19 protein-coding genes are annotated in these 24751 nt (G+C 62.2%); 4 read left to right on the top strand and 15 right to left on the bottom strand.

The window, feature by feature from the left end; genetic code table 11:
• Positions 1-65: 65 nt before the first annotated feature.
• The 13 genes from AAY24_RS15130 to AAY24_RS15190 all read right to left on the bottom strand — a co-directional run bounded on the left by AAY24_RS15130 (position 66) and on the right by AAY24_RS15190 (position 15679).
• Positions 66-1832 carry a BatD family protein gene (locus AAY24_RS15130; protein WP_046860386.1) on the bottom strand — a complete coding sequence of 589 codons (1767 nt, stop codon included), beginning with the start codon at positions 1830-1832 and terminating at the stop codon, positions 66-68.
• Positions 1829-3706 carry a vWA domain-containing protein gene (locus tag AAY24_RS15135; protein WP_046860387.1) on the bottom strand — a complete coding sequence of 626 codons (1878 nt, stop codon included), beginning with the start codon at positions 3704-3706 and terminating at the stop codon, positions 1829-1831. The genes AAY24_RS15130 and AAY24_RS15135 overlap by 4 nt, the downstream gene beginning before the upstream one ends.
• Positions 3703-4698 (bottom strand): VWA domain-containing protein, encoded by a 996-nt coding sequence (locus AAY24_RS15140; protein ID WP_046860388.1) that lies wholly within the window; start codon positions 4696-4698, stop codon positions 3703-3705. The genes AAY24_RS15135 and AAY24_RS15140 overlap by 4 nt, the downstream gene beginning before the upstream one ends.
• Positions 4695-5159 carry a DUF4381 domain-containing protein gene (locus AAY24_RS15145; protein WP_046860389.1) on the bottom strand — a complete coding sequence of 155 codons (465 nt, stop codon included), beginning with the start codon at positions 5157-5159 and terminating at the stop codon, positions 4695-4697. Before AAY24_RS15145 ends, AAY24_RS15140 begins: the two co-directional genes overlap by 4 nt.
• Positions 5156-6076, bottom strand: coding sequence for a DUF58 domain-containing protein (locus AAY24_RS15150; protein ID WP_046860390.1), 921 nt, complete (start codon positions 6074-6076; stop codon positions 5156-5158). The genes AAY24_RS15145 and AAY24_RS15150 overlap by 4 nt, the downstream gene beginning before the upstream one ends.
• The gene (locus AAY24_RS15155; protein ID WP_046860391.1) at positions 6060-7064 is read right to left on the bottom strand and encodes an AAA family ATPase; all 1005 of its coding nucleotides are present in this window, start codon (positions 7062-7064) and stop codon (positions 6060-6062) included. The genes AAY24_RS15150 and AAY24_RS15155 overlap by 17 nt, the downstream gene beginning before the upstream one ends.
• Positions 7061-8038: a DUF4340 domain-containing protein gene (locus AAY24_RS15160; RefSeq protein WP_046860392.1), complete on the bottom strand. Its 978-nt coding sequence runs from the start codon at positions 8036-8038 to the stop codon at positions 7061-7063. Before AAY24_RS15160 ends, AAY24_RS15155 begins: the two co-directional genes overlap by 4 nt.
• A gap of 3 nt (positions 8039-8041) precedes the next feature.
• On the bottom strand, positions 8042-10927 hold the full coding sequence (locus tag AAY24_RS15165) for a Gldg family protein (RefSeq protein ID WP_082117175.1): 2886 nt from the start codon (positions 10925-10927) through the stop codon (positions 8042-8044).
• Positions 10920-11834 carry an ABC transporter ATP-binding protein gene (locus AAY24_RS15170; RefSeq protein WP_046860393.1) on the bottom strand — a complete coding sequence of 305 codons (915 nt, stop codon included), beginning with the start codon at positions 11832-11834 and terminating at the stop codon, positions 10920-10922. The genes AAY24_RS15165 and AAY24_RS15170 overlap by 8 nt, the downstream gene beginning before the upstream one ends.
• A 463-nt stretch (positions 11835-12297) precedes the next feature.
• Complete coding sequence (locus AAY24_RS15175; RefSeq protein WP_046860394.1) at positions 12298-12597, bottom strand: DUF1488 family protein; 300 nt, start codon at positions 12595-12597, stop codon at positions 12298-12300.
• A gap of 606 nt (positions 12598-13203) precedes the next feature.
• Positions 13204-13572: a histidine triad nucleotide-binding protein gene (locus AAY24_RS15180; protein WP_046860395.1), complete on the bottom strand. Its 369-nt coding sequence runs from the start codon at positions 13570-13572 to the stop codon at positions 13204-13206.
• A gap of 359 nt (positions 13573-13931) precedes the next feature.
• On the bottom strand, positions 13932-14150 hold the full coding sequence (locus tag AAY24_RS15185; protein WP_046860396.1) for a hypothetical protein: 219 nt from the start codon (positions 14148-14150) through the stop codon (positions 13932-13934).
• Between the two features lie 236 nt (positions 14151-14386).
• Positions 14387-15679, bottom strand: coding sequence for a citrate synthase (locus tag AAY24_RS15190; RefSeq protein WP_046860397.1), 1293 nt, complete (start codon positions 15677-15679; stop codon positions 14387-14389).
• Between the two features lie 633 nt (positions 15680-16312).
• Here AAY24_RS15190 and AAY24_RS15195 point away from each other — a divergent pair.
• Genes AAY24_RS15195 through AAY24_RS15205 form a run of 3 tightly spaced genes read left to right on the top strand, consistent with a single transcriptional unit; the run spans position 16313 to position 19758 of the window.
• A complete protein-coding gene (locus tag AAY24_RS15195) occupies positions 16313-17101 on the top strand; it encodes an RMD1 family protein (RefSeq protein ID WP_046860398.1) in 789 nt (262 codons plus the stop codon).
• Positions 17098-18219 carry a GNAT family N-acetyltransferase/peptidase C39 family protein gene (locus AAY24_RS15200; protein ID WP_046860399.1) on the top strand — a complete coding sequence of 374 codons (1122 nt, stop codon included), beginning with the start codon at positions 17098-17100 and terminating at the stop codon, positions 18217-18219. Before AAY24_RS15195 ends, AAY24_RS15200 begins: the two co-directional genes overlap by 4 nt.
• Positions 18220-18246: 27 nt before the next feature.
• Positions 18247-19758, top strand: a complete 1512-nt coding sequence (locus AAY24_RS15205) for a RimK family protein (RefSeq protein WP_046860400.1) — start codon at positions 18247-18249, stop codon at positions 19756-19758.
• A 118-nt stretch (positions 19759-19876) separates the two neighbouring features.
• On the opposite strand, the gene AAY24_RS15210 is transcribed toward AAY24_RS15205, so the two are convergent.
• Together AAY24_RS15210 and AAY24_RS15215 are read right to left on the bottom strand one after the other, a co-directional pair.
• Entirely contained in the window at positions 19877-20839 is a 963-nt protein-coding gene (locus AAY24_RS15210; RefSeq protein WP_046860401.1) for a zinc metalloprotease HtpX, read from the bottom strand.
• Positions 20840-20950: 111 nt separating this feature from the next.
• A complete protein-coding gene (locus AAY24_RS15215; protein WP_046860402.1) occupies positions 20951-21724 on the bottom strand; it encodes a DODA-type extradiol aromatic ring-opening family dioxygenase in 774 nt (257 codons plus the stop codon).
• A gap of 166 nt (positions 21725-21890) precedes the next feature.
• Between AAY24_RS15215 and prsT the strand changes: the two genes are divergently transcribed.
• Positions 21891-24719, top strand: a complete 2829-nt coding sequence (gene prsT, locus AAY24_RS15220; RefSeq protein ID WP_046860403.1) for an XrtA/PEP-CTERM system TPR-repeat protein PrsT — start codon at positions 21891-21893, stop codon at positions 24717-24719.
• Positions 24720-24751: the final 32 nt, after the last annotated feature.

Consider the following 24751-nt stretch of genomic DNA (forward strand, 5'->3'; position numbering starts at 1 on the left):
CGTGCTGTGGCGTGTGAATGGCGGGATTGTAGCCGTTTGCCGCCGGGATACCAATCCGGGCAGGGTCAGGATGATGACCGGGGATACAGCGGCGGCAGAACCCGGGGGCGGTTATCCCCGCCACGTGACGGTTTGGGCAGCTGTTGCAGGGCGGTTGCCAGTGAGGTTCCGTTCCAGCCTGTTCGCTCCCGGTAGAGCGCCCGATTCAGCTCCTCCAGCGCGGCACAGGCAGCCGGGTCGGACAGCCGCCGGGCCAGTGCCTCAAGCCCCCGTGGTGGATCTTCCGGCCAGTGGGCGGCGGCCCAGTCGAGCAGCGCCCGCTGTGCCGCAACCGGATCACCGTTTTGGCAGGCGCTCTGGAACCGACGTCGGGCGGTTCCGGCACGGGGTGGCGACGCGGGCTCGGTCGCGGGCCGGTCTGCCCGGGTTCGCCGGCTCTGTCGCCACCAGAGCAGCAAGGTGACCAGCCAACCGCTCGCCAACAGGGTGCTGAGCCACAGCCAGCGGTTCCCGGACTCTAGCGGGGTGATGCCCGGCTGGATCGCCTGGCCGGTAGTAACAGCCGGGGCCTGCGGGGTGCGGGGGCTGTCCAGGGCGGGGACAGCGGGCGTCTGAATCGGCTGTGGCGCTGCGCCGGTCACCACCACTTCGCGTCCCGGCAGTGTGGCCAGCCGGGGTTGGTCCGCTGTGGTGTCCCACCAGTGCAGCTGGATGGCTGGCAGGGAGAGTTTGCCCGGCTGTTTGGGCAAAAAGGCGATCTTCTGTCGCAGTCGCCCGGTCACTCCGGTTGAGCCGGTATCGGTGTGCCGTTGGGCCTGATCAGGATAGAGATCGAACCCCGCCACCGCTGCTGGTGTCAGGTCCGGCAGTTGTCCAGCGGTCAGACCCTCGGCCTGCAGTTCCAGCTCCAGGGTGATGGGCTCCCCCACCTGCGCTTGGTTGGCATCGGGTGACCAGCTGCCGTGCAGCTGCAGCTGCCTGGCCGGCAGCCAGTGGCTGCCCCGGGCGTTGCCGGGCCGGGGTTGGATCTGCAACTCCCGGGCGGTGCCGCGAATGCGTACCCGCCGGGTCGGCGTGATCAGGTTATCCAGGGGTGAGGAGTTGAAGAAAGGATCCTGGCCAAACAGACGGCCGAAAGGAGAGCGGCCAGGCTGACGCTTATCCGGGACTTCGCCGTCAAACAGCGGCGGCGCCAGCTTCAGTGTGCCGCTCTTCTGTGGGAACAGCGCATAGCGCCGCTCAATCACCTGGTAGCGCCGGCCGTGCCGCAGGGTGCTGTAGTTCCGCTCTTCACCGAGTCGCTGCACCAGCGTGTTGTCCGGTTTGGGATCGGACAGGGTGCCGGACTGGATCGGCACCGCATGCAGCAGGCGCAGGTTGTAAAGCACCTGGCCCTGCACATAGGGCTGTTGCGGAGAGAGTTCGCTCTCGATCAGGATATCGGCACCGCTGGTCGAATCGGCGACAGGCGCATCGGTCACCTCCAGCAGCAGTTCCTGACTCTCCCGGTTGCCGATCCGGAGCGGCGGAATGGTCAGCTTGCCGGGCTGTTTCGGACTCAGGGTCAGGGTCCAGGTGGTGCGGGCATCGGTCTTTCCGTTGATGATCTGAATGCGGCTGCCACTGCTGATCCCCAACACATCGAAGGTTTTCTCCAGCGGAGCGGTATCCGGTCGACCAGCCACCTGCCCGGGTGCCTCCAGAATCAGCTGTACGGTTTCACCCTCGCTGATCCGGTCACGGTCCAGCCGGGCGCTCAAACCGGTGGCTGCCAGGCTGTTTGCCGACAGCAGAATCAGTAGCAGTGCGACATAACCGAGTCGATGGGTCATGGTGTGCGCTCTCCGTTCTCTCGCAAGATGTGCTCCAGCATAAATTTACGCCGTAACAGGCCGGCGGGGTCATCGGGGATCTGCCGCAGCCACTGTTCCAGGGCGATCTGCCCTTCACTCATGGGCTGGGACGGCATTGAAGCGGTCGGGTCCCGGCTGTTGATTTCCGCCACTGTTCCCGATTGTCCCCTATCGGCTGGTTGCCCGCTGGGGCTTACATCGGCCCGTGCCTGCTCCGGGGTGTCGGCGGGTGCGGTGTGCGACCCGCTGGAGGGTCGCTGCTCAGCCCCGTCGGGCTCGTTTTCAGCCTGTTGCCGACTGTTTGAGGGGTTTGGTTGTGGCGTGCTTTCCGTTTCAGCATCGCCCCCCGGGTTGTCGGTGGCCCCCGGTGGGGCGGTGGCGTTATCCGGTTTCCCGCCGGCGGCCCGGCCACTCTGTTGTTGCGGGGGAGCGTTCCGGGGCTGGTCGCTCTGGCCGGCAGGCGGTTGCTGTTGTGCCGCGCCGGGCTGATTATGCTGTGCTTGTCTCTGCTCCAGCAGTTTTGCCACCAGATCCCGGTTGAAGCGGGCATCCTGATGGTCCGGCTGCTGTTGCAGTGCCTGGTCGTAGGCCGCCAGCGCCTGTGGCAGTTGGCCGGCCCGGGCCAGGGCGTTGCCCCGGTTGAACAGGCTGTCAGGGTCCTGACCGGAGAAGGCCCGGGCGGCAGCGGCATAGTCACCGGCCTGGTACAGTGCGGTGGCCCGCCAGCGGGGATCCTGAAAGCGCTCTGCGGCAGCCCTGGCGTCGCCCTGTTCCAGCAGCCGGCTGGCCTGTTGATCGGGCCGTTGCCACAGATCCTGCCAGCTGAAAGCGTGCACCGGGGGAGGCAGGGTCATGCACAGCGCCAGTGCGCCCAACCAGCCGCGGCGGAATCCCCCGGCGGCGATCAGCAGCAGCGGCAGCAGCAGCCAGGGGCCCCGCTCCACCCAACGTTCCAGATCGCCCCGTTGCCGGGCCGCCCGGGAAAGATCCCGGGCGTCACCCGGTTGCAGCAGATCGGTGAGTGGGCCCGATGCCAACCGTCGATACTGTCCGCCGCCGCTGTTGGCCAGCTCGCGCAGTCCACGCTCGTCCAGTCGCTGCACAACCGGGGCACCGTCCGGCCCGCTCCTGAAACCGCCCCGGGCCGTGGCCAGGGGAGCGCCCTGGGCTGTGCCCACACCGATCACCGAGGTTCGGAAGCCCTGCTGTCGCAGTGTCCGGATGGCCCCCAGTGTATCGGCGGTATCACTGATACCATCGCTCAACAGCAGGATCTGGCCCTGTCTACTGCCGGCCTGTTGCAGCAGTTTGCCCGCCTCCCGCAGGGCCGGGCCGGCCAGATTACCGGGGGCGGGGATAATATCCAGCGACAGTGCCGGCAGCAGTGCCTGAATGGTGGCCACATCATCAGTGAGGGGCACCACTACGTGGGGTTCGGCACCGAACACCAGCAGGGCGAAACGGCCTTCCGGTGCAGTGTCCATCAGTTTCCGGATAGCGAATCTGGCCCGGGTCAGCCGATCCGGTTTCAGATCGGGGGTGCCCATGGAGGGGGACATATCCAGAATCAGCAGCCGATCCACCGGGGCGCGGTAGAGCGGCAGGGATTGGCGCTCCCAGGTGGGGCCGGCCAGGGCGGTGATGGCCAGCAGCCAACCGATTCCCAGCAGAACCAGGGGCAGACGGCTGAGTGGCCGACCCGCCTGCAGGAGCAGAACCGGCAGCAGTGTCGGCGCCACGATGCCGCGCCAGTCGCTGGAACGCGCCTGGTGACGCCAGGCCAGGATCAGCAGCAGGAGCGCCGGCAGCAGGGCGAGCAGCCAGGCGGGGCGCAGGAAGTGGACCCCGTTCATGGGAGCACCCGCCGTTGCAGCAGGGGTTGAGCGGCCAGCAGCAGGCTGATGAGTAGTGCCACCCCCAGCGGCCAGGGGAACAGCTCGCTGACCGGGCGGGCCATCCGTCCCTCATCCGCCACCGGTTCCAGCTGGTCCAGGCGTTGGTAGACCTGTTCCAGGTCCTGGCGGCTGCGGGCGCGGAAGTAGTGGCCGCCGGTGGCCTCCGCCACCGCCTTGAGGGTCGCTTCATCCAGATCTGCCGAGGGGTTGATCTGCCGGCTGCCGAACAGTCCCTGCACCTGCATGGCGTCGGCGCCAATGCCGATGGTGTGGATGCGCAGGCCACTGCGGGCGGCCAGCTGCATCGCCTCCCGGGGTGGTACTTTGCCCGCCGTGTTCTGTCCATCGGTCAGCAGGATCAGCACCGCCTCGCTGCCGGGGGCGGTGCGCAGCCGTTTGATTGCCAGGCCGATGGCGTCCCCGATGGCGGTCTCCCGGCCCGCCAGGCCGATCACCGCCTGGCCCAGAAAGTGCCGCACCGTGACATGGTCGAAAGTGAGGGGTGATTGCAGATAGGGTTGGGTGCCGAACAGGATCAGTCCGATCCGGTCACCATCGCGTCGCTGTAGAAAGTCGCCCGCCACCTGCTTGACCACATCAAGGCGTGTGGCCTGGCTGCCATCGAGGGCCAGGTCCGGGGTCTCCATACTGCCCGAAACATCAATCGCCAGGATCAGGTTGCGTCCGGTCTGGGACAGACTGACCGGCTCGCCCAACCACTGGGGCCGTGCTGCGGCCAGCAACAGGCAGAGCCAGACCAGCGTGGCCACAACCAGTTGCCGGCGATTGTCATCGGTTGTCTGAACGGTGCTGCCGGCTGCGCCGATCTCCAATGCGAAGGGGGCATACAGGGCGCCGCCAGTGGCCCCCGGAGCGGCCGGCAGCAGGCGTCTGAACAGCCACGGCAGGGGCAGCAACAGCAGTAGCCAGGGCCAGGCGAACTGGATCATGGTTGCCTCCGTCCGACCTGACGGATCCAGTTCCGCACCACCGCCAGCAGCGCCGTCCGGTCAATGTTGCCGCCGGCCCCGTAGGGGAGTGTGGCCAGTACCCGGCCCGGCCCATGGCTAAACGGGCTGCCGCTGATCCGGCTATCCAGGAATTGCAGCCACGCCTCACCACTTAGGGGGGCCACCTGCCGGCGCGGGAAGCGGGCCAGGGCGACCCGCCGCAACAGCCGGTTCAGCCCGGCGGCCAGTTGCCGGTCGTCCAGCTGGCACCGGGACAGCAGCCGCAGTTCAGCCAAAGCGCTGCGGCGCAGGGCCGTGCGTCGCCACCACCACCAGCCGCCGCCGGCGATTACTACCACCAGTGTCAGCAGCCACCAGCCCGGGGCCGGCGGCCACCAGCTCACCGCTTCCGGCAGATGCAGCGGACGCAGGGCAGCCAGCGGATCGTCAGGGCCGTTCATGCGGCGCTCCCGTAGCGACCCATGTCCCGTGCCAGCACCCTTGCCACCGTCTCATCCGTGGAGAGCGGTATGAGTGGGCAGCGAAGTCGACGGGCGATCTGCGCCAACTGCTCCTGTCGGTCCGCGAACTGTTGACGCCAGGCCAGGGCGGCACTACGGCTGTCCAGCTCCAGCAGCTGTCCCGGTATGCCCAGGCGGTAACGTCCCGCCGGGGGCGGTTCGGCCTCCAGCGGGTCGTAGACCTGAATCATCAGCAGGTCGTTGTGGCGGGAGAGACGGCCGAGTCGCCGCTCTGCGCTGTCATCCAGCAACTGGAAGTCACTCACAATGGGTAACAGACTACCCGGACGGCTGATCTGTTCGAGGCGTGCCAGGCCCTGATCCAACAGCCCCGGCACCAGGGGCTGGGGAGCGCGGGGTTGCGCTTCAACCAGTCGATGCAGCAGTGCCAGTACCGCATCAGTGCGTGGCCGGGGCGGACAGATACCGCTGCCTGCCGCAGCCGTCACGACGCCGCCGACCCGATCTCCCCCCTGAACCGCCGCCCAGGCCAGCAGGGCCACGCAGTGGGCGGCCCGGGTCGATTTCAGGTGACGACTGCCGAACAGCATGGTCGGACCCAGGTCAGCCAGCAGCAGTACCGGGCGTTCCCGCTCTTCGCGATAGAGCTTGGTGTGGGGGCGACCGCGCCGGGCGGTGACACGCCAGTCCATATCCCGGGCCTCATCGCCCGGCTGGTAGGGCCGTACCTCGTCAAACTCCAGACCACGGCCGCGGTAAATGGAGCGGTAACCACCGGCCTGGCTGGCTCGTGCCAGGCGCTGTGCGCCCAGTTCCAATCTCCGGGCGGCACCGCGCAGGGCGATCAACTCGGCCAGGGAGAACAGCGGTGAGACCGGTTCAGGGCGCGGGAACACGGTTGAGCAACTCCTCGATCAGGCGTTGGGGGGTGATACCGTCGGCCTCGGCCTCGAAGTTGAGCAGAATGCGGTGGCGCAGCACATCGGGCGCCATGCTCTGAACATCCTCCGGGGTGACGAAGTCGCGTCCGGCCAGCCAGGCGTGGCCCCGGGCCGCCCGTTCCAGACCGATAGCGCCCCGGGGACTGGCGCCCCAGCTTATCCAGTCGGCCAGTTCCGGCCCGTAATCGGCCGGGTTGCGGCTGGCCTCGATCAGCTCAATGATGTACTCCTCCACCACATCGGCCAGGTGCAGCTGCAGCAGTTCGCCGCGGGCGCTGAACACGGTGCTTTGGGCCAGGCGCGTGGGGTTCTCCTGCGGCCCGTTGTCGCCCCGACTCTCCTGCCGCACCAGGCGCAGGATCTGGCGACTTGCTTCGCGGGCCGGGTAATCCACCAGCAGGTGAAACAGGAAGCGGTCCAGTTGGGCCTCCGGGAGTGGATAGGTGCCCTCCTGTTCAATCGGATTCTGGGTCGCCATGACCAGGAACAAAGGGGGCAGAGGATAGCTGCGGGCACCCACCGTCACCTGTCCCTCACCCATAGCTTCCAGCAGGGCCGACTGCACCTTGGCGGGGGCACGGTTGATCTCGTCGGCCAGCAGCAGGTTATGGAATATCGGTCCGGGCTGAAACTGAAAACTGCCGTCAGCGGGACGATAGACATCGCTGCCGGTGAGATCCGCCGGCAGCAGGTCAGGGGTGAACTGAACCCGGTGGAAATCGGCCTCCAGCCCGCCCGCCAGCGCCTTGATGGCGCGGGTCTTGGCCAGGCCGGGGGCGCCCTCCACCAGCACGTGACCACCGCTCAACAGGGCGATCAACAGCCGTTCGACCAGGGCGCGCTGGCCGATGACCCGGCTCTCCAGGTAATCCAGCAGGTCCCGGAATGCGCTCCGGGCCGTGTCATCCGCCGGCATCACCGGTGCCGGGCCGGGTTGTTTCATGAGGCCTCCTGGGTTGGTGTTTGCTGATCCGGGTCAGCCGGGTCGGCGGTGGTGGCCGGTGTAATCAGCTTGTCCCGCTGGCTGGCGACCTCGATCAGGGAGCTGGCGGTGAAGCTGGGAATGCTGAAGTATTCCGGCCGGTTTGAGACCTTGAGGGTGTAGCTATCCTGGTCCGACTGCTTACCCAGCCGATAGGTCACCTGGGTGCCGTCCTGGCGGGTGAGGGTCAGGTCCAGGGCCGGTTCCTCCAGTCCGTACTCCGGTTGCGGCGTCTGCCCCAGAACCTGACCGATACGCAGATTGGCCAGCTGTCGGGCCAGCTTGTCCGCCGCCTCGGTATCCAGCACTTCACCCTCTTTCAGGTCGTTGGCGCGCCAGTCGGATGCCTGCCGCTCCAGTTTCAGACCATCCAGCTGGATGGTGCTGATCTGCTCCTCGGGCAGTTGCAGGACGGTTTTGTCCTCCCAGTCGCTGCGACTGACCGGAACCTCATACGCCGCCAGTTCGAGAGTACGGATCTCATCCTGGTCAGCCAGCCGGGCATGGATGCGGTTGCGTCCCGGGGAGCTGCCCAGGTAGAGGGTGGCCAGGGTCTCATCACCGTCAGCCAGGGTGATCCGCCGCTCGAACCGCTCTTCACTGACCTTGAAGCGCTCCCGGGCGCCCCCGCTGGAGGCGACAGTCAGACCGGGACGGAGGGTGGTGAGTTGCTCGATGAGCCGTTTGACCCGCTGTGAATCAGCCGGGAAGTTTTCCAATTCCGGCAGCTGCCAGTTGTCCGCCTCCCTGGCCAGTGTGAGCCGGGCATCATCAGGCCCTTCCAGCGTGATCCGGTTGATACGCTCAGAGGCAAGCTGGATCAGTGGCTCCCTGTCGTTGGCGGTGGCCAGTCCCGGACCGGACTGGCTGAGTGCCAGGGCCATCAGCAGCTGTACGCCCAGCAGGACGGCGAGTAGTCGTAGAGTCTTCTGCATGCTTCAAATCTCCGCGAGAATTTTCTGATAACGCCGACGATCAGCGACGGCCACCCGACGGCGCCACAACCAGACGCCAAACAGGCCGGCCAGTGCCAGGCCGTAGTTCAGGTATTCCCACAGCCGCTGCTGGGATTCCGGCATCGGTATCAGGGTGCGGGCCAGTTGGGTGCGTCCACGCAGGGCCAGCAGGCCGCTATCCTCCAGGGACCAGTCCAGGGCGTTCTGCAGGAAAGCCACCGGTTTGCTGTAGAGGGTGTTGAGTCCCTGGGAGGCCAGGTCAAGCGCGGAATCGGAGGCGAAAGTGTTGCTGGCCACCAGCACCAGCCGGGCCGATTCCGGGGAGTGGCTGATCACACCGGTGATCTGCGGGCTCTCCTCCTCATCCGCTGTTTCCTCCGCCTGGCTGTCATCTCCGGTTGTCTCGGGATCGGTCGGGGCGTGGGCCAGGGGCGAAGGCTTGCCCTGGTAGTAGGAGTCGAATTTCCCCTCCAGCGCCACCGCCAGCAGGCTTGGTTGGCGTTCATCGCTGACCGCAAAACCGCTGTCGGGATAGTTGCGGTAGTCCGGTACCAGGTTGAGGGCATCGGAGCGCCAGCTATCCGGCGAACTGTGCAGCAGTTCGGTCACCACCCGGTGCTGATTCTTCTCTGCATCCAGTTCGATGGGGGAAGCCCAGTTGAGGGTCAACTGCCCCAGCGAGGCGGTGATCGGGTTCTCGCTGTTCAACTGGTCGCCCCGCAGGTCCGGGAAATGGGGATAGGGCAGCATGCGGATCTCCCGTAGAGTCAGACCGCCGATATTGCGCTCCATGGGTACCGGCAGGGCGGCGTTTTGCGGATCCAGCACCATGCTGGTCTGGATATCCACACCCAGGTGCTCCAACCACGCCTCCAGTCCCGTTGTCTGGCGTTGTGCGTTCAGGGTGGTGGCCACCTGCACATCAAAAGGCGAAGTGGCCAGGATGACACTGCCACCCTGCATCAGGAACTGGTCGATGGCGAAGCGCTGGGTCTCATCCAGGTCCCTTGGCGCCAGTACCAGCAGGGCGTCGGCTTCATCCGGTACCTGTCCGTTCTTGAGGTCGGTCTCTTTCACCCGGACATCTTCCGCAAGCGCCTTGCTCAGCTGGCTGTAGCTTTTTGCGCCGGGACCGAAGCCGGCCGGTTTGAACAGGGCGACGGTCTTCAGGAAACCGGGCGCCAGTCGCTGCAGGGCGGCGTCGATGGAGCGCTTCAGCGCGGTCTTGTCCAGGGGATCGGGCAGGGGTACCTGGACATGTTCATCCTTGCCCTCCAGCACCATGTAGAACCAGAACGGATCGGGATCCAGCAGGCTGGCCACCTGGGGGCCGAAACCGTACTGCTTTGCCAGTGTTTCGCCCAGCACGCCGCCGTTGGCGTCCGGATCTTCGAAGCTCACCTTGAGTTTGCCGTTCGCCTGTTTCGAGAGCTCATCCAGCAGGCTGTCCAGATCCCCGCGCAGGCTGCGCAGCTGCTCCGGCAAACGCTCGCTGGGTGACATGTAGGCCTTGAAAGTGACCGGCTGTTGCAGGGTCTCGAACGGATTGCCACCGGCCTGGTAGGCGCTGGTCACCTTGCGGATGGCCCGGGTGATGGCGTATTCCGGGTTTTTCAACAGTACATCCAGATCCCGTTCACCCCTGGCCTTCACTTCGATCAGATCCTGATAGCCGAGGGTCTCGAACTGATCGCCATAGGCGATAACCAGATCAAAGTAGGAGTTCACCACCGCTGCCTGATACCGGTCGGCGGTCTGGAACGGCACCGGTCGTATGCCGTAGTGGGAGGCGGCCTCCTCTTCCGCGGCCGGGTCACGGGTCGGGTCGATGAACTCGACCCGGGCCTGCCCACCGGCGGCCACCGCGTACTCCTCCAGCAGATCCTTGATACGGGGTACCAGCGGCGCCAGCAGCGGATGGGTCTTGGCGGAGAAGTAGCCACGGATCAACAACGGTTCACGCAGCTGTTCCAGTTGATGACGGGTGGCATCCGAGATGGAGTAGAGTTTACCTTGGGTGATGTCGGCCCGGGCCCAGCCGATCGGCGCCAGCCACAGGTTGGCGGCCAAGAAGTTGGCCACCGCCAGCCCGGCCACCCAGCCCCATAGCCGATGTTGCCGGCCCACCGGATTGCCGGACCAGCTGAGACGCTCCAGGCTGAACCGGTTGAGGACCAGAAACACCCCCACAATGGAGAGGTAGTAATAGAGATCGCGCAGATCCAGCACGCCCCGGGTGATGGACTCAAAGCGGGTGCCGGTTCCCAACAGGGCCAGCAGGCTGCCGATGGGATAGCCGAACAGGTTGGTCAGGGTGTTCGATCCAACCAGGTAGAAGAGACCGCAAACCAGGGCGGTGAGAATCAGCGCCACAATGGGGTTGTCGGTGCGCACACTCATGTAGACCCCGATGGCGACGTAGGCGGCCGCCAGGAAGAGCGTCGCCAGGTAACCGCCGATAACCGGTCCCCAGTCCAGCGGTCCGATCAGGGAGACCGTAATCGGCAGAGGCAGGGTCAGCAACAGGGCGATGGCCACCAGTGCCAGGGCGGCGGCGAACTTGCCCAGCACCAGCGCGCTGGGCGACAGTGGTGCGGTCAGCAGGCTCTCCAGTGTGCCGGCGCGCCGCTCCTCTGACCAGCTGCGCATGGTGAGTGTCGCCACCAGAAAAATCAGCAGCAGCGGCAGCCACTGGAACAGGGGGCGCACATCGGCAATATTACGGGCGAAGTAGGTGGACACCCAGAAGAAAGCGAACAGTACCGCCGCCAGGAAGGAACCCAGGAACAGGTAGGCAGCGGGACTGGCGAAGAAGCCGCGAAACTCCTTGCGGGCCACCCGGGCGGTATCAGACAGCAGTTTAGGCATGGGCCACCTCCCCGTTGACCTCGGCAAACAGAGTTTCCAGGTCGCGGCATTCAGGCTGTAGTGAGTAGAGCGCCAGACCCGCCTCGGCGATGGCGCTGGCCACTTTCGGTGCCGCCGACTGCTCAGCGGCCAGGCGGTACTGGTGCAGGCCGTCGTGGCCGCCATATTCGGTGACCGATTCAACACCCTCCAGTCCATCGAGTGCCTGGCGCGCATCACCCTGAACCGATACCAGCAGCCCCTTGGTCTGTTGCAGCTCTTCCAGGCGGGCATCCACCACCAGCTCGCCGGCCCGCAGGATCAACACCCGCTCGCACACCGCCTGCACCTCCTGCAGGATGTGGGTTGAGATGATCAGGGTGGCGTGGCTGGAGAGTTCATGGATCAGCTCGCGCATGTGGCTGATCTGGGTGGGGTCGAGACCGTTGGTGGGTTCGTCCAGGATGATGATGTCGGGATCGTGCAGCAGTGCCTGGGCCACGCCGACCCGTTGGCGATAACCCCGGGACAGGGTCTGAATGGGGGCGGTTGCCTTGTCATTCAGTGCGGTGCGACGGATCGCCTGGGCAATTGCCCGGCCGCGTCTGGCGCCGGGTACGCCGTGCAGTGCGGCCTGGTAGTCCAGATAGTCGATAACCGTCATCTCCGGCCAGACCGGACAGTTCTCGGGCAGGTAACCGATCTGTCCCTGGATGGCAGCGGTATCGGGGCCGACCTGCAGATTGTTGATGCGGATGTTTCCGGCGGTGGGCTCCAGAAAACCGGTGAGCATTTTCATAATGGTGGTTTTGCCGGCCCCGTTATGGCCCAGAAGGCCCACCACTTCACCTCGATTGATGGTAAAACTGACATCGTTCACGGCGGTAAAATCGCCATAGCGACGCGTCAGGTGTTCCACCTGAATCATGTATCGTTCTCCTTGTTGTAGCGTTTGTTGCGTTTAATGGATGGGAGTCGCCGCAACTGGCTGGTTTCCCGGACACGTTTGGCTGGCTCGGGAAGCGCCGGGTCATCCGGGGGGCGGACGACTGAGGGTCAGGATAGATCTGTTGTCGGTTACTGTTCTGAAGGACATCGTTTACCGTAATGAAAACTGTTAGGGAAAAGCGATATTCCAGACGCGCTAAAGGAGACCGTAGGGGTGGATAAAAAGTTCCCGGACAAATCCTGGTGTGATTTCTTTATGATCTGTTCAGTTTGCCGTTACCCGTGGCAGAGTCACAGCCCCTTAACAGCCACCTGTCGATAGGAGTGGCAAGGGGTGGCGATAACTGGATAGCCCACAGGCAGACAGAGCGGAATCCGGGCAGTGGGAAAGAGCCCGTTTCTGCTGATTCGGAACTACAACTGGCGTGGCGGGATTGGGGAGATTAGATGTCCTGGGCGCCAATCAGGACCGACCCATCCTCTTCGAATGACTCTGTTTCAATGAGGCGACGGGCTGCCTCCTGGATGACAAGCCGATGGGTGGTGACCGCCTGCATCGGTTCTTCCGGGGTGGCGCCAAACCGTTCCCGCAGCAGTGTGAGTGGTATACGGCAGAGTACCCGGCGTTTGTTGACGTCTGCGGCGACGGTGGCGACCTTGGTCTTGGCGTTCCAGCATTCGAGTCGGGGAAAGGTGATCACGGTATCTCCGGTAGGGGTGGTTTTATAATGGGTCAGATGCATGTCATATCCTGAATGTCAGTGGTTTGTCCGGCGATCGCTATGGTGCGTCGGCTGCCTGCGCCGGACCGGCCGGAGATGGGCAGGGTAGACAGGGCGCCGATTCAATATAACCGGGTGGCAGGGGCGGTGTGACCTGAATTGCTCCCCCAATTCCCCGGCCACCATGATAACAGTTGCCGATGGCAGAAGCCCCATGATCTATTATTTGCCCGGCAATGACCGCAGCGCCGGGTCATTCGGGTTGCCCTTTTAACCGGGGGCGGCACGGCGTTCACCGGGGGCGGATTATAGTCCCGGCCATCTTAAGCGCCTGATTCAAAAGCGGGTGTTTCTGTAAATATAGTTCAATTCATGACCGGCGGCAGGTTTATTTATGAACGGGGGATCTGAATTCCGGGGGCGGATTAGGTTTGCCGGTAAGAGTAGCCAGAAGACCGCTCCACCACGCCACTGCCGGGGGTTGAGATTCCTGCCGGTCAAGCGGAGAACAAGTCCGTTTTTCTGACTGACCCATCTCTGTTTGCTTGTGGGATTGCCCGATGACAGTAACGGAGCTGGAGTGGCTGCGCCCCTCCATACGGGAGGGGACGCTGTGTGATGGGGGATTTACACCAGTCCCTGTTTGACCATGTGGCCCAGGTCGCAACCGGCGAAGATATGCAGGTGATAGTGGGGGACCTCCTGGTGTGCGTCGGCCCCGGTATTGGCCAGCACACGGTAGCCTCCCTCCTGCAGTTCCAGCATCTCGGTGACTTTCTGGGCGGCCCGATAGAAGCCGGTGATCACTTCAGGTGGGGCGGTTTTGGAGAAATCATCAAAGGAGACATATTCGCCCTTCGGAATGACCAGTGCGTGTACCGGTGCCTGGGGGTTGATGTCATGAAATGCCAGGGCGTAATCATCTTCATAGATTTTGTTACAGGGGATTTCGCCTCGCAGAATCCGGGCGAAAATATTATTGGAATCGTAAGCCATGGGTTACTCCAGGATAAGAACGGTAATGCGGAGTCTCCCCTCCGCCGTGACCGGGCAGTTTAGCCCAACGTTGCAACGCCTGTGAAGGGCGTGTATTGATGCTGATCCGGCTGAAGCGACAGCGGCCACTGTTGGCGTCGGATAGAACCACGAAAGAGTTGATCGCAGATCTGTGGGACAGAAAAGAGTGACCAGCTAAAGGAATTTCGCCCGGTCTAACGGCCTTTGGCAAGGTACTCTTACCGGTAAAACTAACCCGGTGCAGGATGCCGGACCCTCCCCGCTAAAAAAACCGGCCAACCTGGTGGCTGGCCGGTGCCGGACTGAATCACTTTATCCCGCTTTGGAGTGGTCTGATGTCAGTCGCTCTTTTCCGGTTTGTCGGCATCCTCTTCCTTGAGGGACTCAATACACTCTTTCAGGTAATCAGCCAGTTCTGCGGCGGGTACGCCATCTTCCTTGGCGAATTCGCGACAGCGCTGTTCCAGGTTATCCTGGGACTCTTCTGAAAACGCAGTGCCGCTGATGCTGCAGGCGAACAACAGCATCAGCAGGCTGTATAACGAAGCTCTTTTCATACGCAAATGTCCTCGGTATGCAAACAGGGTGGTCAGTTGCCGGCGTGATAGCCTGGCTGGCAAGCGACCTGAAACAGGTTCCGGATCATGGGCAAGCCGCATGTCCGGCGCCTGTTATAAGGGATCAGGCGGTCCCTGACGAGATAATTTTTGTTGTCGATACGATCGCAAAAAGTGATCGTCAACAGGGAGCCGGTCAGCTGTTTTGGTGCAGTTGACCGGCCCGTCCTGAAAGGCTACCAGCCACGCTCTGTACGAGCGGTGTAGGCGCTCTGCCGGTTACCGGCATAAACCTGGCGAGGACGCCAGATTTTGCCATCGGACTGCCGCTTCTGTTCATACCAGTGGGCGATCCAGCCAGGCAGTCGACCGATGGCGAAGATGACGGTGAACATGTTGGTGGGGATGCCGATGGCGCGCAGGATGATGCCGCTGTAGAAGTCCACGTTCGGGTAGAGTTTGCGATCGATGAAATAGCTGTCCTGGAGGGCAATCTCCTCCAGCTTGCGGGCGATACTCAGCAGCGGATCCTTTCTGCCCATTCGCTGCAGCAGTTTTTCACTCACCTCGCGCAGAATGGTGGCGCGGGGATCGAAGTTGCGGTAGACCCGGTGTCCGAAACCCATCAGGCGCACCGGACTATCCCTGTCCTTGGCCAGCGCCACATACTCCTGGGCCGTCATGTTGCCCTTGTGGATCGCCTCCAGCATCTCGATCACCGCCATATTGGCGCCGCCGTGCAGCGGCCCCCACAGGGCACTCACTCCGGCGGCACAGGAGGCAAACAGATTGGCGCCACTGGAACCAACCATGCGTACCGTGGAGGTGCTGCAGTTCTGTTCATGGTCGGCGTGCAGGATCAACACCATGTTGAGGGCGGCCACCACATCTTCATCAATGCTGTATTGTCGATAGGGCTCGGAGAACATCATGTGCAGAAAATTGGACACATAGGGCAGGGTCGGATCCGGGTAGTTGTAGGGCAGGCCCAGTGAACGCCGGTAGGCGTAGGCAGCCAGGGTGCGCACCTTGCTGATCAACCGGGCGGCGGCCCGCTCCACCTGGGTGGCATCTTCCAGTTCCAGGAATTCGGGATGGAAGCAGGAGAGGGTGGAGATCATGGCCGAGAGTACCGCCATGGGAGGCGCGGAACGGGGAAAGCCGGCGAAGTGGTGTTTCATGTCCTCATCCAGGTTGGCGTTATTGGTGAGGCTGGTGCTGAAGCGTTGGTATTGTGCCTTGCCGGGTAGTTTGCCGAACATCAGCAGCAGCGCCACCTCGACAAAATTGGGGTGGTTCTGCAGCGCATCCAGCGAGATGCCGCGATAGCGCAAAATACCTTTTTCACCGTCAATAAAGGTGATGGCACTCTCGCAACTGCCGGTGTTACCCAGGCCTGGATCAAAGGCGATCAGGCCGGTCTGGTTGCGCAGGTTACGGATATCGATGGCATTTTCGCCTTCCGTGCCATGGATCAGCGGCAGTTCATAGGCATTCCCTTGGTAGAGCAGTTTTGCAGTTTCAGACATGGGACTCTCCCGGACACAACGGTTGGATCGGTTGGATTTCGGGCGCGCTTGAACAGCGCGTCGCTGTCTAGCTATGTTGCGTCCGGGGTGCGTTTACAGGAAGTGTTCCACGACAAATTATCTTGCCACTGGCGACAAAAATTATTTGTTTTCCAAATGCCCCGCTATGGTTTAAATCTCTGCGCCAGATACCCGCTGGGTATCATTGGCTGAATCAGGAGATTGCCGTCGTGAGTAAAAGATTTCGGAATGGCTCTGTTGACGAGTTCGACCAGCTGGAATATCGGTCACACAGCCGGAATCGCAATGGGCGGGAGAAAAGCCGCTTTGTTGATGAGGAGACGCCCCAAGTCAAAAACCGCAATCGCGCCCGAACTGCTCGGCGTGGTCATCAGGAATATTGACACCCCAGGGGGAGGATAACCCCTCCCCCTGGGTCACTGTTCGTTGCCGGACCGGTCCCGTTCAGATTGCTAAAGTCGGACCCGGATCTATCCCCTGCCGGAGTGGGGCACCTGCCCATGCCCAGCGGAATACCGGATCGGATTCAGGGATAGATCGACTCCCATCTACCACCGGCAAGTGCTGTTTTCTGCCGGGGTGCACCGCCACTGTTTTGACCAGGATCTCCCCATGTTGCAATCCATCACCACGGCTCGCTCGCTGCTGATTGGCCAGGGCATTGAGCTGCGCAGGCTCAGCCATGTGAAAATTCTCTCCCGCGATCCCACCACCATCGAGGTTGCAGAGGGTGGCTACGGGGTGCTGTTCCGCTTTGGCGTCGTGGTGCTGTTCAACGTGCCGGCGCTGGCCGAGGCCACTTTCCTGCAACGGCTGAATGGCTTTGTTATCGAGCCTTTTGCCACCCCCACGGTTGAGACCCTGGAGATTGCGGTGATCCCGGATGCCGCCGAACGGCTGGAGGAGGGCAGACTGATCCTGCCGGTGGCGGAGTTGTCCCTGTTACAGGTGGTGGCGGATATCCTGGCCAAGAGCCTGGTGCTGGACGATTACGAGCAGCGGGCCGCCGGCGCTTTTGAACGGATCGAGCCGCTGGCGGAGCGTATGCAGTCCGGTGGACGACTGCCCCGGCAGGCCAATCACCTGCTTGCCCATATCGGCGAGATATTGCAGATCCAGCATCGCATGGTGGGCCGTGCCCAGGTGGGGGAGAAGCCGGCTATCCTGTGGGATCACCCGGAGCTGGAGCGTATCTGGCAGCGGTTGGAAAACGAGTACGAGATCGGTGAGCGGCAGATCGCCCTGGAGCGTAAGCTGGATCTGATTAGCGGTACTGCCGAGACTTTGCTGGGACTGTTGCAGGATCGCCGCACCCTGCGGGTGGAGTGGTACATCGTTATCCTGATCGTGATTGAGATTGTCCTGACCCTGTACGAGCTGTTTTTCAGGCATACGCCATGACCGGTGAGGACCTTGCCGCCGGCAGCAAGATCAGGCTGGCCCGATCTGCCGACCTTTCCGATCTGGTGGCCCTGGAGCAGCGCTGTTTCGACACCGACCGGATATCCCGTCGCCAGTTTCGTTATCTGTTGAGTAAGGGCAACGCCGCGATCCTGGTTGCTGAACTGGACAATGAACTTCGCGGTGATGTGGTGCTGCTGTTCTCCCGCGCCACTTCGGTGGCCCGGCTCTACTCGATAGCGGTATTGAGGGAATACCGGAAACAGGGCCTGGGGCGCCATCTGATGAAGGCGGCGGAGCGGGAGGCCTGGGCTCACCAGCGTGCCTATCTGCGGCTGGAAGTGCGCAAGGATAACCTGGCGGCGGTCAATCTCTATGAATCCCTGGGCTATCGTCGGTTGGGTGAATCCCCCGATTACTACGATGACCACATGGACGCCTGGCGGTTGGAGAAGTCGCTGGCGCCCGATCAGCACCCGGAGCTGGCGCCGGTTCCTTACTACGAACAGAGCCTGGAGTTTACCTGTGGTGCCGCAGCCCTGATGATGGCGATGCAGACGCTTACCCCGACGTTGGATCTTTCCCGCACCCTGGAGTTACGTCTGTGGCGCGAGGCGACCACCATTTTCATGACCTCCGGTCACGGGGGGTGCGGGCCCTATGGCCTGGCGCTGGCCGCGGTTAAACGTCATTACCCTGTGGATGTTTTTGTCTCTGGTGAGGGTACTCATCTGGGTGATTCGGTGCGCAGCGAACACAAGCGGGAAGTGATGCGTCTGGTACAGCAGGATATGTTCCAGCAGTTGCGCTCACAGGGGGTGTCCATCACCCGGGGTGGGGTCAGTGTGAAACAGATCGAGGCCTGTCTGGGGCGGGGCGGCATACCCCTGGTGCTGATCAGTTCCTGGCAGATCTACAAGGCGCGGGTACCCCACTGGGTGGTGGTGACCGGCTCGGATGAGAATTTCATTTACGTCAATGACCCCTATGTGGATCGGGAAGAGGGGGAGACCCAGATCGACTCGATCCATATGCCGATTCTGAAAGAGAAATTTGCCAGCATGACCCGCTATGGCCGGGTTGGCCTGCAGGCGATGGTGGTGTTGTACCGTGCATAAACAGCGTCCCAAAGGATAAGAACAACCATGCCTGAACATCTATTGCTTGTGGAACGCGCCAGTTACTGGAAGGGGCCGATCGATGGCTATCCGGTGGTGACAGCGGCGGAGTACCTGACCGACCCGGTGTGGCAGCAGAAGAAGGGGCTGCGCATCGTCAACCTGTGTCGTTCCCAGCGCTATCTGGGAGAGGGTTACTACTGCTCCCTGTTGGCGGAGGCGCGGGGGCATAAGGTGATCCCGTCGGTGCGTACCCTGCGCGATCTGAGCCGCAAGTCCCTCTATTCGCTGGCGACCGAGGATCTGGATAAACAGGTGCAACGGATTCTGGGACGGCGTCACAAAGGAGTTGAGACCACTTCGTTCAGTGTCACCATGATGTTTGGTAATTCGCCGCTGCGGGATTTCCAGTCACTGGGGCGGGAGCTGTTCGAGCTGTTTCGCGCGCCCCTGCTGCGGGTCTCGTTCGAGAAGCGGGGCGAGTGGCGTATTACTGCTATCCGCTCGCTGGGTATTCAGGATCTCTCCGATGCACAGGAGAGTGAGTTTGGTGAGGCGTTACAGGGTTACCTGAGCAGGCGCTGGCGGGCGCCACGGCAGAAACGTCAGGGTCGTTATGACCTGGCGATCCTGCACAATCCCAACGAAGAGATGCCGCCCTCGGATGCCCGGGCTTTGAAGCGGTTTGTCCGGGCGGCGAAAAAACATGGCCTGGATGCGGAGTTGATACTGCCCAGGGACTTTGCCCGCCTGGGTGAGTTTGACGCCCTGTTTATCCGCGAGACCACCGCCATTGATCACCACACCTATCGCTTCTCCCGCAAGGCCGCCTCGGAGGGGTTGGTGGTGATTGACGACCCCGATTCGATCCTGCGCTGTACCAACAAGATCTACCTGGCGGAGCTGTTGAAGTCCAACCGTGTGGCCACGCCGGAGACGGTGGTGGTGCGTGGCGGCGGGCTGGATGAGCTGGAGCAGCGACTGGATTACCCGATTGTGCTCAAGGTGCCGGACGGCTCCTTCTCCCGGGGGGTCTACAAGGTGGAGAATCGGGCTCAGCTGGAGCAGGTGGCACGGCGCCTGTTCAAGGATTCCGATCTGCTCCTGGGTCAAGCCTACACCTATACCCGGTTTGATTGGCGGGTGGGTGTGCTGAATCGCCAGCCGCTGTTTGTCTGTCAATATTTCATGTCCAAAAATCACTGGCAGATCTATGACCATGCCAGCCAGGAGAAGGAGGGCGATTTTCGTACCTTTGCCATTCAGGCTGCGCCGAAGCGTGTTGTTGAAACGGCGCTCAAGGCGGCCAACCTGATCGGCAATGGTCTGTACGGGGTGGATCTGAAAGAGACCGATACGGGGGTGGTGGTGATTGAGGTGAATGACAACCCGAGTATTGAGGCGGGCGTCGAGGATGAGGTGCTGGGTGACACCCTGTATGAAACCATCATGCTGGAGTTTCTGACCCGCATTGAGGCCGGTAAGACACCGGTGGCAGCGCGAACCGCCGGCTCTGCCGACTCGGCAGAGGGGAATTGACCCCCGCGGGGAGATAACGGACATCGCCTGGCGATGTCCGTCTGCTTCGCTATATGGGTTGGCGGCTGGTCACTCCACGGTCGGAGGGTGAACACAGTCCTGAAGCTGGCAATTACACTCAATGCCAGGTTCGGAAAAACAGCCGGTGCCGGGGTGCCCGTACCACCCGGAAAGTGCCCGGCAGCCGGGGATTGCGCGCCCGCCCCAGGAAGGGCTGAGCCGTTGGGTTGGTGTGGTCCCGCAGTGCCAGCAGTCGGCGCACCCGCTCGGCGGTGTCGGGGTGGGTGCGCAGCAGGGAGGGTTGCGGATCCCGATAACCCGGCAGCAGAATCTGCTGCCACAGGCTGGTCTGGCGCTGCTCGATCTTGCCCAGGGCGGAGGCGAGTCCTTCCGGATCGCCGGTAATGCGCACCGCGCTGAGGTCGGCCTGGAACTCCCGAACCCGGGAGAGACCCAGTTGCAGCAGGGCGCTGAGGGTGGGGGCAACGATCAACAGCAGCAGACCGGACAGGGGCACAGGGGCTTTGCCCAACACCGCCAGGGGCAGGGAGATAATCGCCAGCAGGATGCCGATCATGGAGAGCATGTGGGTGAGGCGGCTGATCAGATCCGCCAGATTCATCAGGCGCATGTCATGATTGACAATATGGCTGACTTCGTGGGCCAGCACGCCAGCCAGCTCCCGGGTGTTGAGCAGTCTCAGGAGACCGTCGGTGAGGGCGATGGCGGCATTGTTGCCACTGCCCACCGAGAAGGCGTTGCTGGTGCTGCTGGGTATCCAGTAGAGATCCGGGATCGGGCTGACCCCGGCGCGCCGGCCGATATGCTCCATCAGGCGGGTCAGCTCCGGTGCTGTGTTGGGGTAGATGCGGCGCGCCTGGTAGAGGCGCAGTATCCAGCGTGGTGAAATATCCGGCAGGGTGCTCATGGCCAGGAATACTCCCGCAAACACCCAGGGCCAGATCCCTTCACCAAATAACAATTCGCTGATCAGCGCCAGTAACAGCGCCATGCTGCCGATCAGGAGCAGGGTGTGGCCAAGATTACGTAACTTCTGTGCAGTGGTCAGACTTTGATGCATGATCTCTTCGTATCAACAACGTTTGTCCTCAATTCGAGGATTGTGTGCTCAAGGTGGATTTTCAACCTGAATGGAGACGTTTTCCGACGGCTGGTTTTTTCTTACCGGGTATCAGTGAAATTCGAACATCGACATACCCAGATTGCCGTACATAAAACCGTGGTGAAAACGCTGGCCCGGACTGGTTTGATTTCCCGCTGCCCAGGCTGCAGCCAGTGGAGCAAAGTGTTCAGGAGTCGGGTGGGCGGTACCAAACTCCGGTGCCAGTTGTTGCGCGTCCAGCAGCTCGTCAAACCGGTTGCCTTCCACCGTGGTTTGCAGCCAGTCTTCAAACCTGCTGGCCCAGGGGGCGATGCGCGCCTCTCTGTTCAGTGCCCCCAGGTTGTGTACCGAACTGCCGGAGCCGATTATCAGAACACCCTGTTCCCGTAACGGCATGAGTGCCGCACCCAGGTCTGCGCTGGCTTGCAGATTTTCGCTTGGCAGTGATACCTGAATGACCGGAACTGCCGCTTCCGGGTACATTAACAGAAGGGGTATCCAGCTGCCGTGATCGAGTCCCCGGTCCGCTACTGGAGTGCTTTCCATACCTCCGGCGGTGACTGCCTCGACTATTTGTCGGGCCAGTAACGGATCGCCCTTGGCCGGGTAGGTGAGTTGATAGAGCTCATCGGGAAAACCACTGAAGTCATGGATGGTCGGCTGCGTCTCGCCGCTGGTGACCCCGATGGGCTGCCGGATCCAGTGGGCGGATATGACCACCACGGCCCGGGGTTGGGGAAAGCGCTTGCCGAGCATCCGCAGGGCGGCGATGGCCGGATCCCGGGTCAGGATAAAGTCGGGCGCTCCGTGGGAGATAAACAGACTGGGATAGTGTGTTGCCATGTGGTCTTCCTGAAGATAATGGGGAGATCTCGGATTAACAGACCACTAATCAGCCGAATGGTTGCCTGTTGGGGGCGGGGTGTTTATGGTGTGGATGAAACAGCTGTCGGACGGCCTGGCGGTATAGCGCATAATCAATTTGATCGGGGTGCAGTCAGTATCAGTTATGAATAGAGAGAAATTTTTCAAGTTGGTTGGAATCGGGTGTCTGCTGGGGATTTTGCCTGTCGTATCGGCTTTTGCCGTGGTGGAACGGTCGGGAGTGGCCTCCCTGTATGAAGAGGCGCTGATCAAGTTTCAGAGCAATGAGTTGTCAACGGCGGTCATTCATCTGAAAAATGCCCTCAGTGAAGATCCTGAGTTCCTGGCGGCTCACCTGCTGTTGGGGCGGGCCTACCTGCAACAGGGGGAAGCCGCGCTGGCGGAGCGGGAACTGACCCTGGCCTTGCGGCTGGGTGCCGACCGTGCGCTGGTTTCTGTACCCCTGGGGCAGGCTTATGCGCTGCAACGGAAGTACCAGGAGATCCTGGATGAAATCCATACGGGGCAGTTTCTACCTGACCTGAATGCGGAAATCATGGTGCTACGGGGCGACGCCTACCTGGAGTTGAGTGATCTGGAGAAAGCGGAGCAGGCCTACCGGGACGCCTCTGGTTACGACCCGATTGCCACCCGGCCCCTGTTGGGGCTGACCAACGTGCTGATGCGCAGGGGGGAGTTCGAGGCCCTGGACGGCATTCTGGAAAAGGCGATGGATCTGGGGCCGGAAGATCCGGCGGTCTGGCGTACCAGAGGCGCGGTTGCCCATGCCCGGGCCCGGTTTGATGAGGCGATCGCTGCCTACCGCAAGGCGTTGGAGTTTGACCCCGGCAACTATAAGGCGCAGGTCTCCATGGCCAGCACCTATATGGATATGGGCAAGTACGATCTGGCGATCGAAGTGTTAAACCAGGTCAGTGAGCCCCAGGTGCCCGATCCCCAGGTCGCCTATCTGCGCAGCGTCGCCTACTCCCGTCTTGGCAATGGGGAGGCGTCCCGGGAGGCGATGCTGGAGGCCGATGGCATCATGGCGAAGCTGCCGACCGAGTTGAAGCAGGCCCATCTGGAGACCCTGCTGCTGGCCGGTCTGATCGACTACAGCCTGAACCGGATGGATGAAGCCTATGCCAACCTGGAGCTCTATATCCGGCGTGATCCGGATAATCCGGGGGCGCGTAAACTGATGGGTTCCATACTGTTCAAGCGGGGCCAGTATGATCGGGTGATCCAGGTGCTCAAACCGGCACTGGCGCAGATTCCCAATGACTACAGGCTGTTGACCATGCTGGGCACCGCCTACAGCAAAAAAGGGCGCCATCTGCGCGCCATCGAGTTGCTGGATCGGGCGGTGGCCGTGGGTGGTGATGCGGTCGATGCCCGTACCCAGATCGCCTTGAGCCACCTGGCGCAGGGGCAGAGTGATCTGGGCGTGGAGCAGCTCAGTGAGGTATTTGCCACCACCGAAGAGGCACGCCTGGCAGGGATGACCCTGGTGCTGGAGCATCTGAGGAGGAGTGAGAATAGCCAGGCGGTCAAGATCGCTGAACTGCTCAGCCAGCGCAATCCCAACGACCTGATGTTGCTCAATCTGCTGGCCTCGGCCGAGATCGCGGCGGGGGATATAGCCACCGCCACCGGTCATCTGGAGCAGATCCTGAAACAGGATGAGCAGTTTCTCGGTGCGGCACTGAATCTGGCCAAGATCGATCGGGCGGCCGGTCGGATGGCAGAGGCCCGGGCGCGTATTGACAAGGCCCTGATCCATCATCCCAAAAATACGTTGGCGATGCTGGAACTGGCTCGGCTGGAGGAGGCTGACGGCAACCCGGAGCTGGCACTGGATCTGCTGCTTAAGGCAGTGGCCCTGGATGAACAGTCTGTTGAGAGTCAGCTTTACCTGGGGGAGCTCTATATCCGGCTGGGTAAGCAGGAGGCGCTCAATCAGCAGTTGCAGACCCTTGAACGACTGTTCCCGGATGATATCCGGGTGATGCGTCTGATCGGTGTTGGTCATCTGGCACAAGGGAATCTGGATATGGCCAGAACCCTGTTCAGACGCATGACCAAAATGGCCGGTTACCGGGCGCCACTGCTGCTGGATGCATCGAGCCTGCTGCGCACGGCTGGCGATCTGGAGGGTGCTGCCTGGGCGTTGCGCAAGATACTGGAAGACAATCCCCGCTCTGTTCCGGCCCAGATCGCCCTGGGCGAGGTGCTGTTGGCATCGGGGAAAACCGAGTCTGCGGAAAAGGTTGTGGATCAGTTGCTGCAGTTCCACGCCGATCAGCCGGACAGTCACCGTCTGCAGGCGGATCTGGCCATGCAGCGAGGTGAGTTGCCCCAGGCTGTTGCCGGTTACGAAAAGGCACTCGCCATGGGCGGCGGACAAGCGGTTATGCTGCGGCTCTACCAGGCCTATCTCTCCAGCGGTGACATACAGACCGGAGTCCGGTTTCTGAAACAGCGGATCGAGGCCATCCCGGAAGGTCCCGATCGACGCCCATTAACCATGGCCCTGGCTGAGGGATACCTGCGGCTGGGGGATCTGCCGGCAGCGGAACAGATCTACGAAGCACTGATCAATACCGGTAGCAAAGATCCGCAGCTGTTCAACAACCTGGCCATGATTCGCTTCGGGCGGGGTGACGAAGAGGCCCTGGGTCTGGCACAGACCGCCCATGAGCTGGCACCGGAAAATCCGGCCATTAATGACACCCTGGGCTGGATTCTGGTAAAAACAGGCAGGCCAGCCGAGGGGCTGCGTTATCTGCGCAATGCCAGTCTGCGGGAAGCCTCGAACAAGAGCATCCGGTTTCATATCGCCGTCGCGCTGGCGGCACTGGATCGCAAGGATGAGGCCCGACGGGAGCTGCAGAGCCTGATTGAGTCGGGGGAGCCGTTTGCCGACCTGGCACAGGCTAAGGCGTTGCTGACTGAGCTGAAAGCGAGTGAATAGTGTCGGTTTTTTTTACACTGTGATCTCTGTAG

It is taken from the genome of Sedimenticola thiotaurini, assembly GCF_001007875.1.
GTDB classification, from domain to species: Bacteria; Pseudomonadota; Gammaproteobacteria; order Chromatiales; family Chromatiaceae; genus Sedimenticola; species Sedimenticola thiotaurini.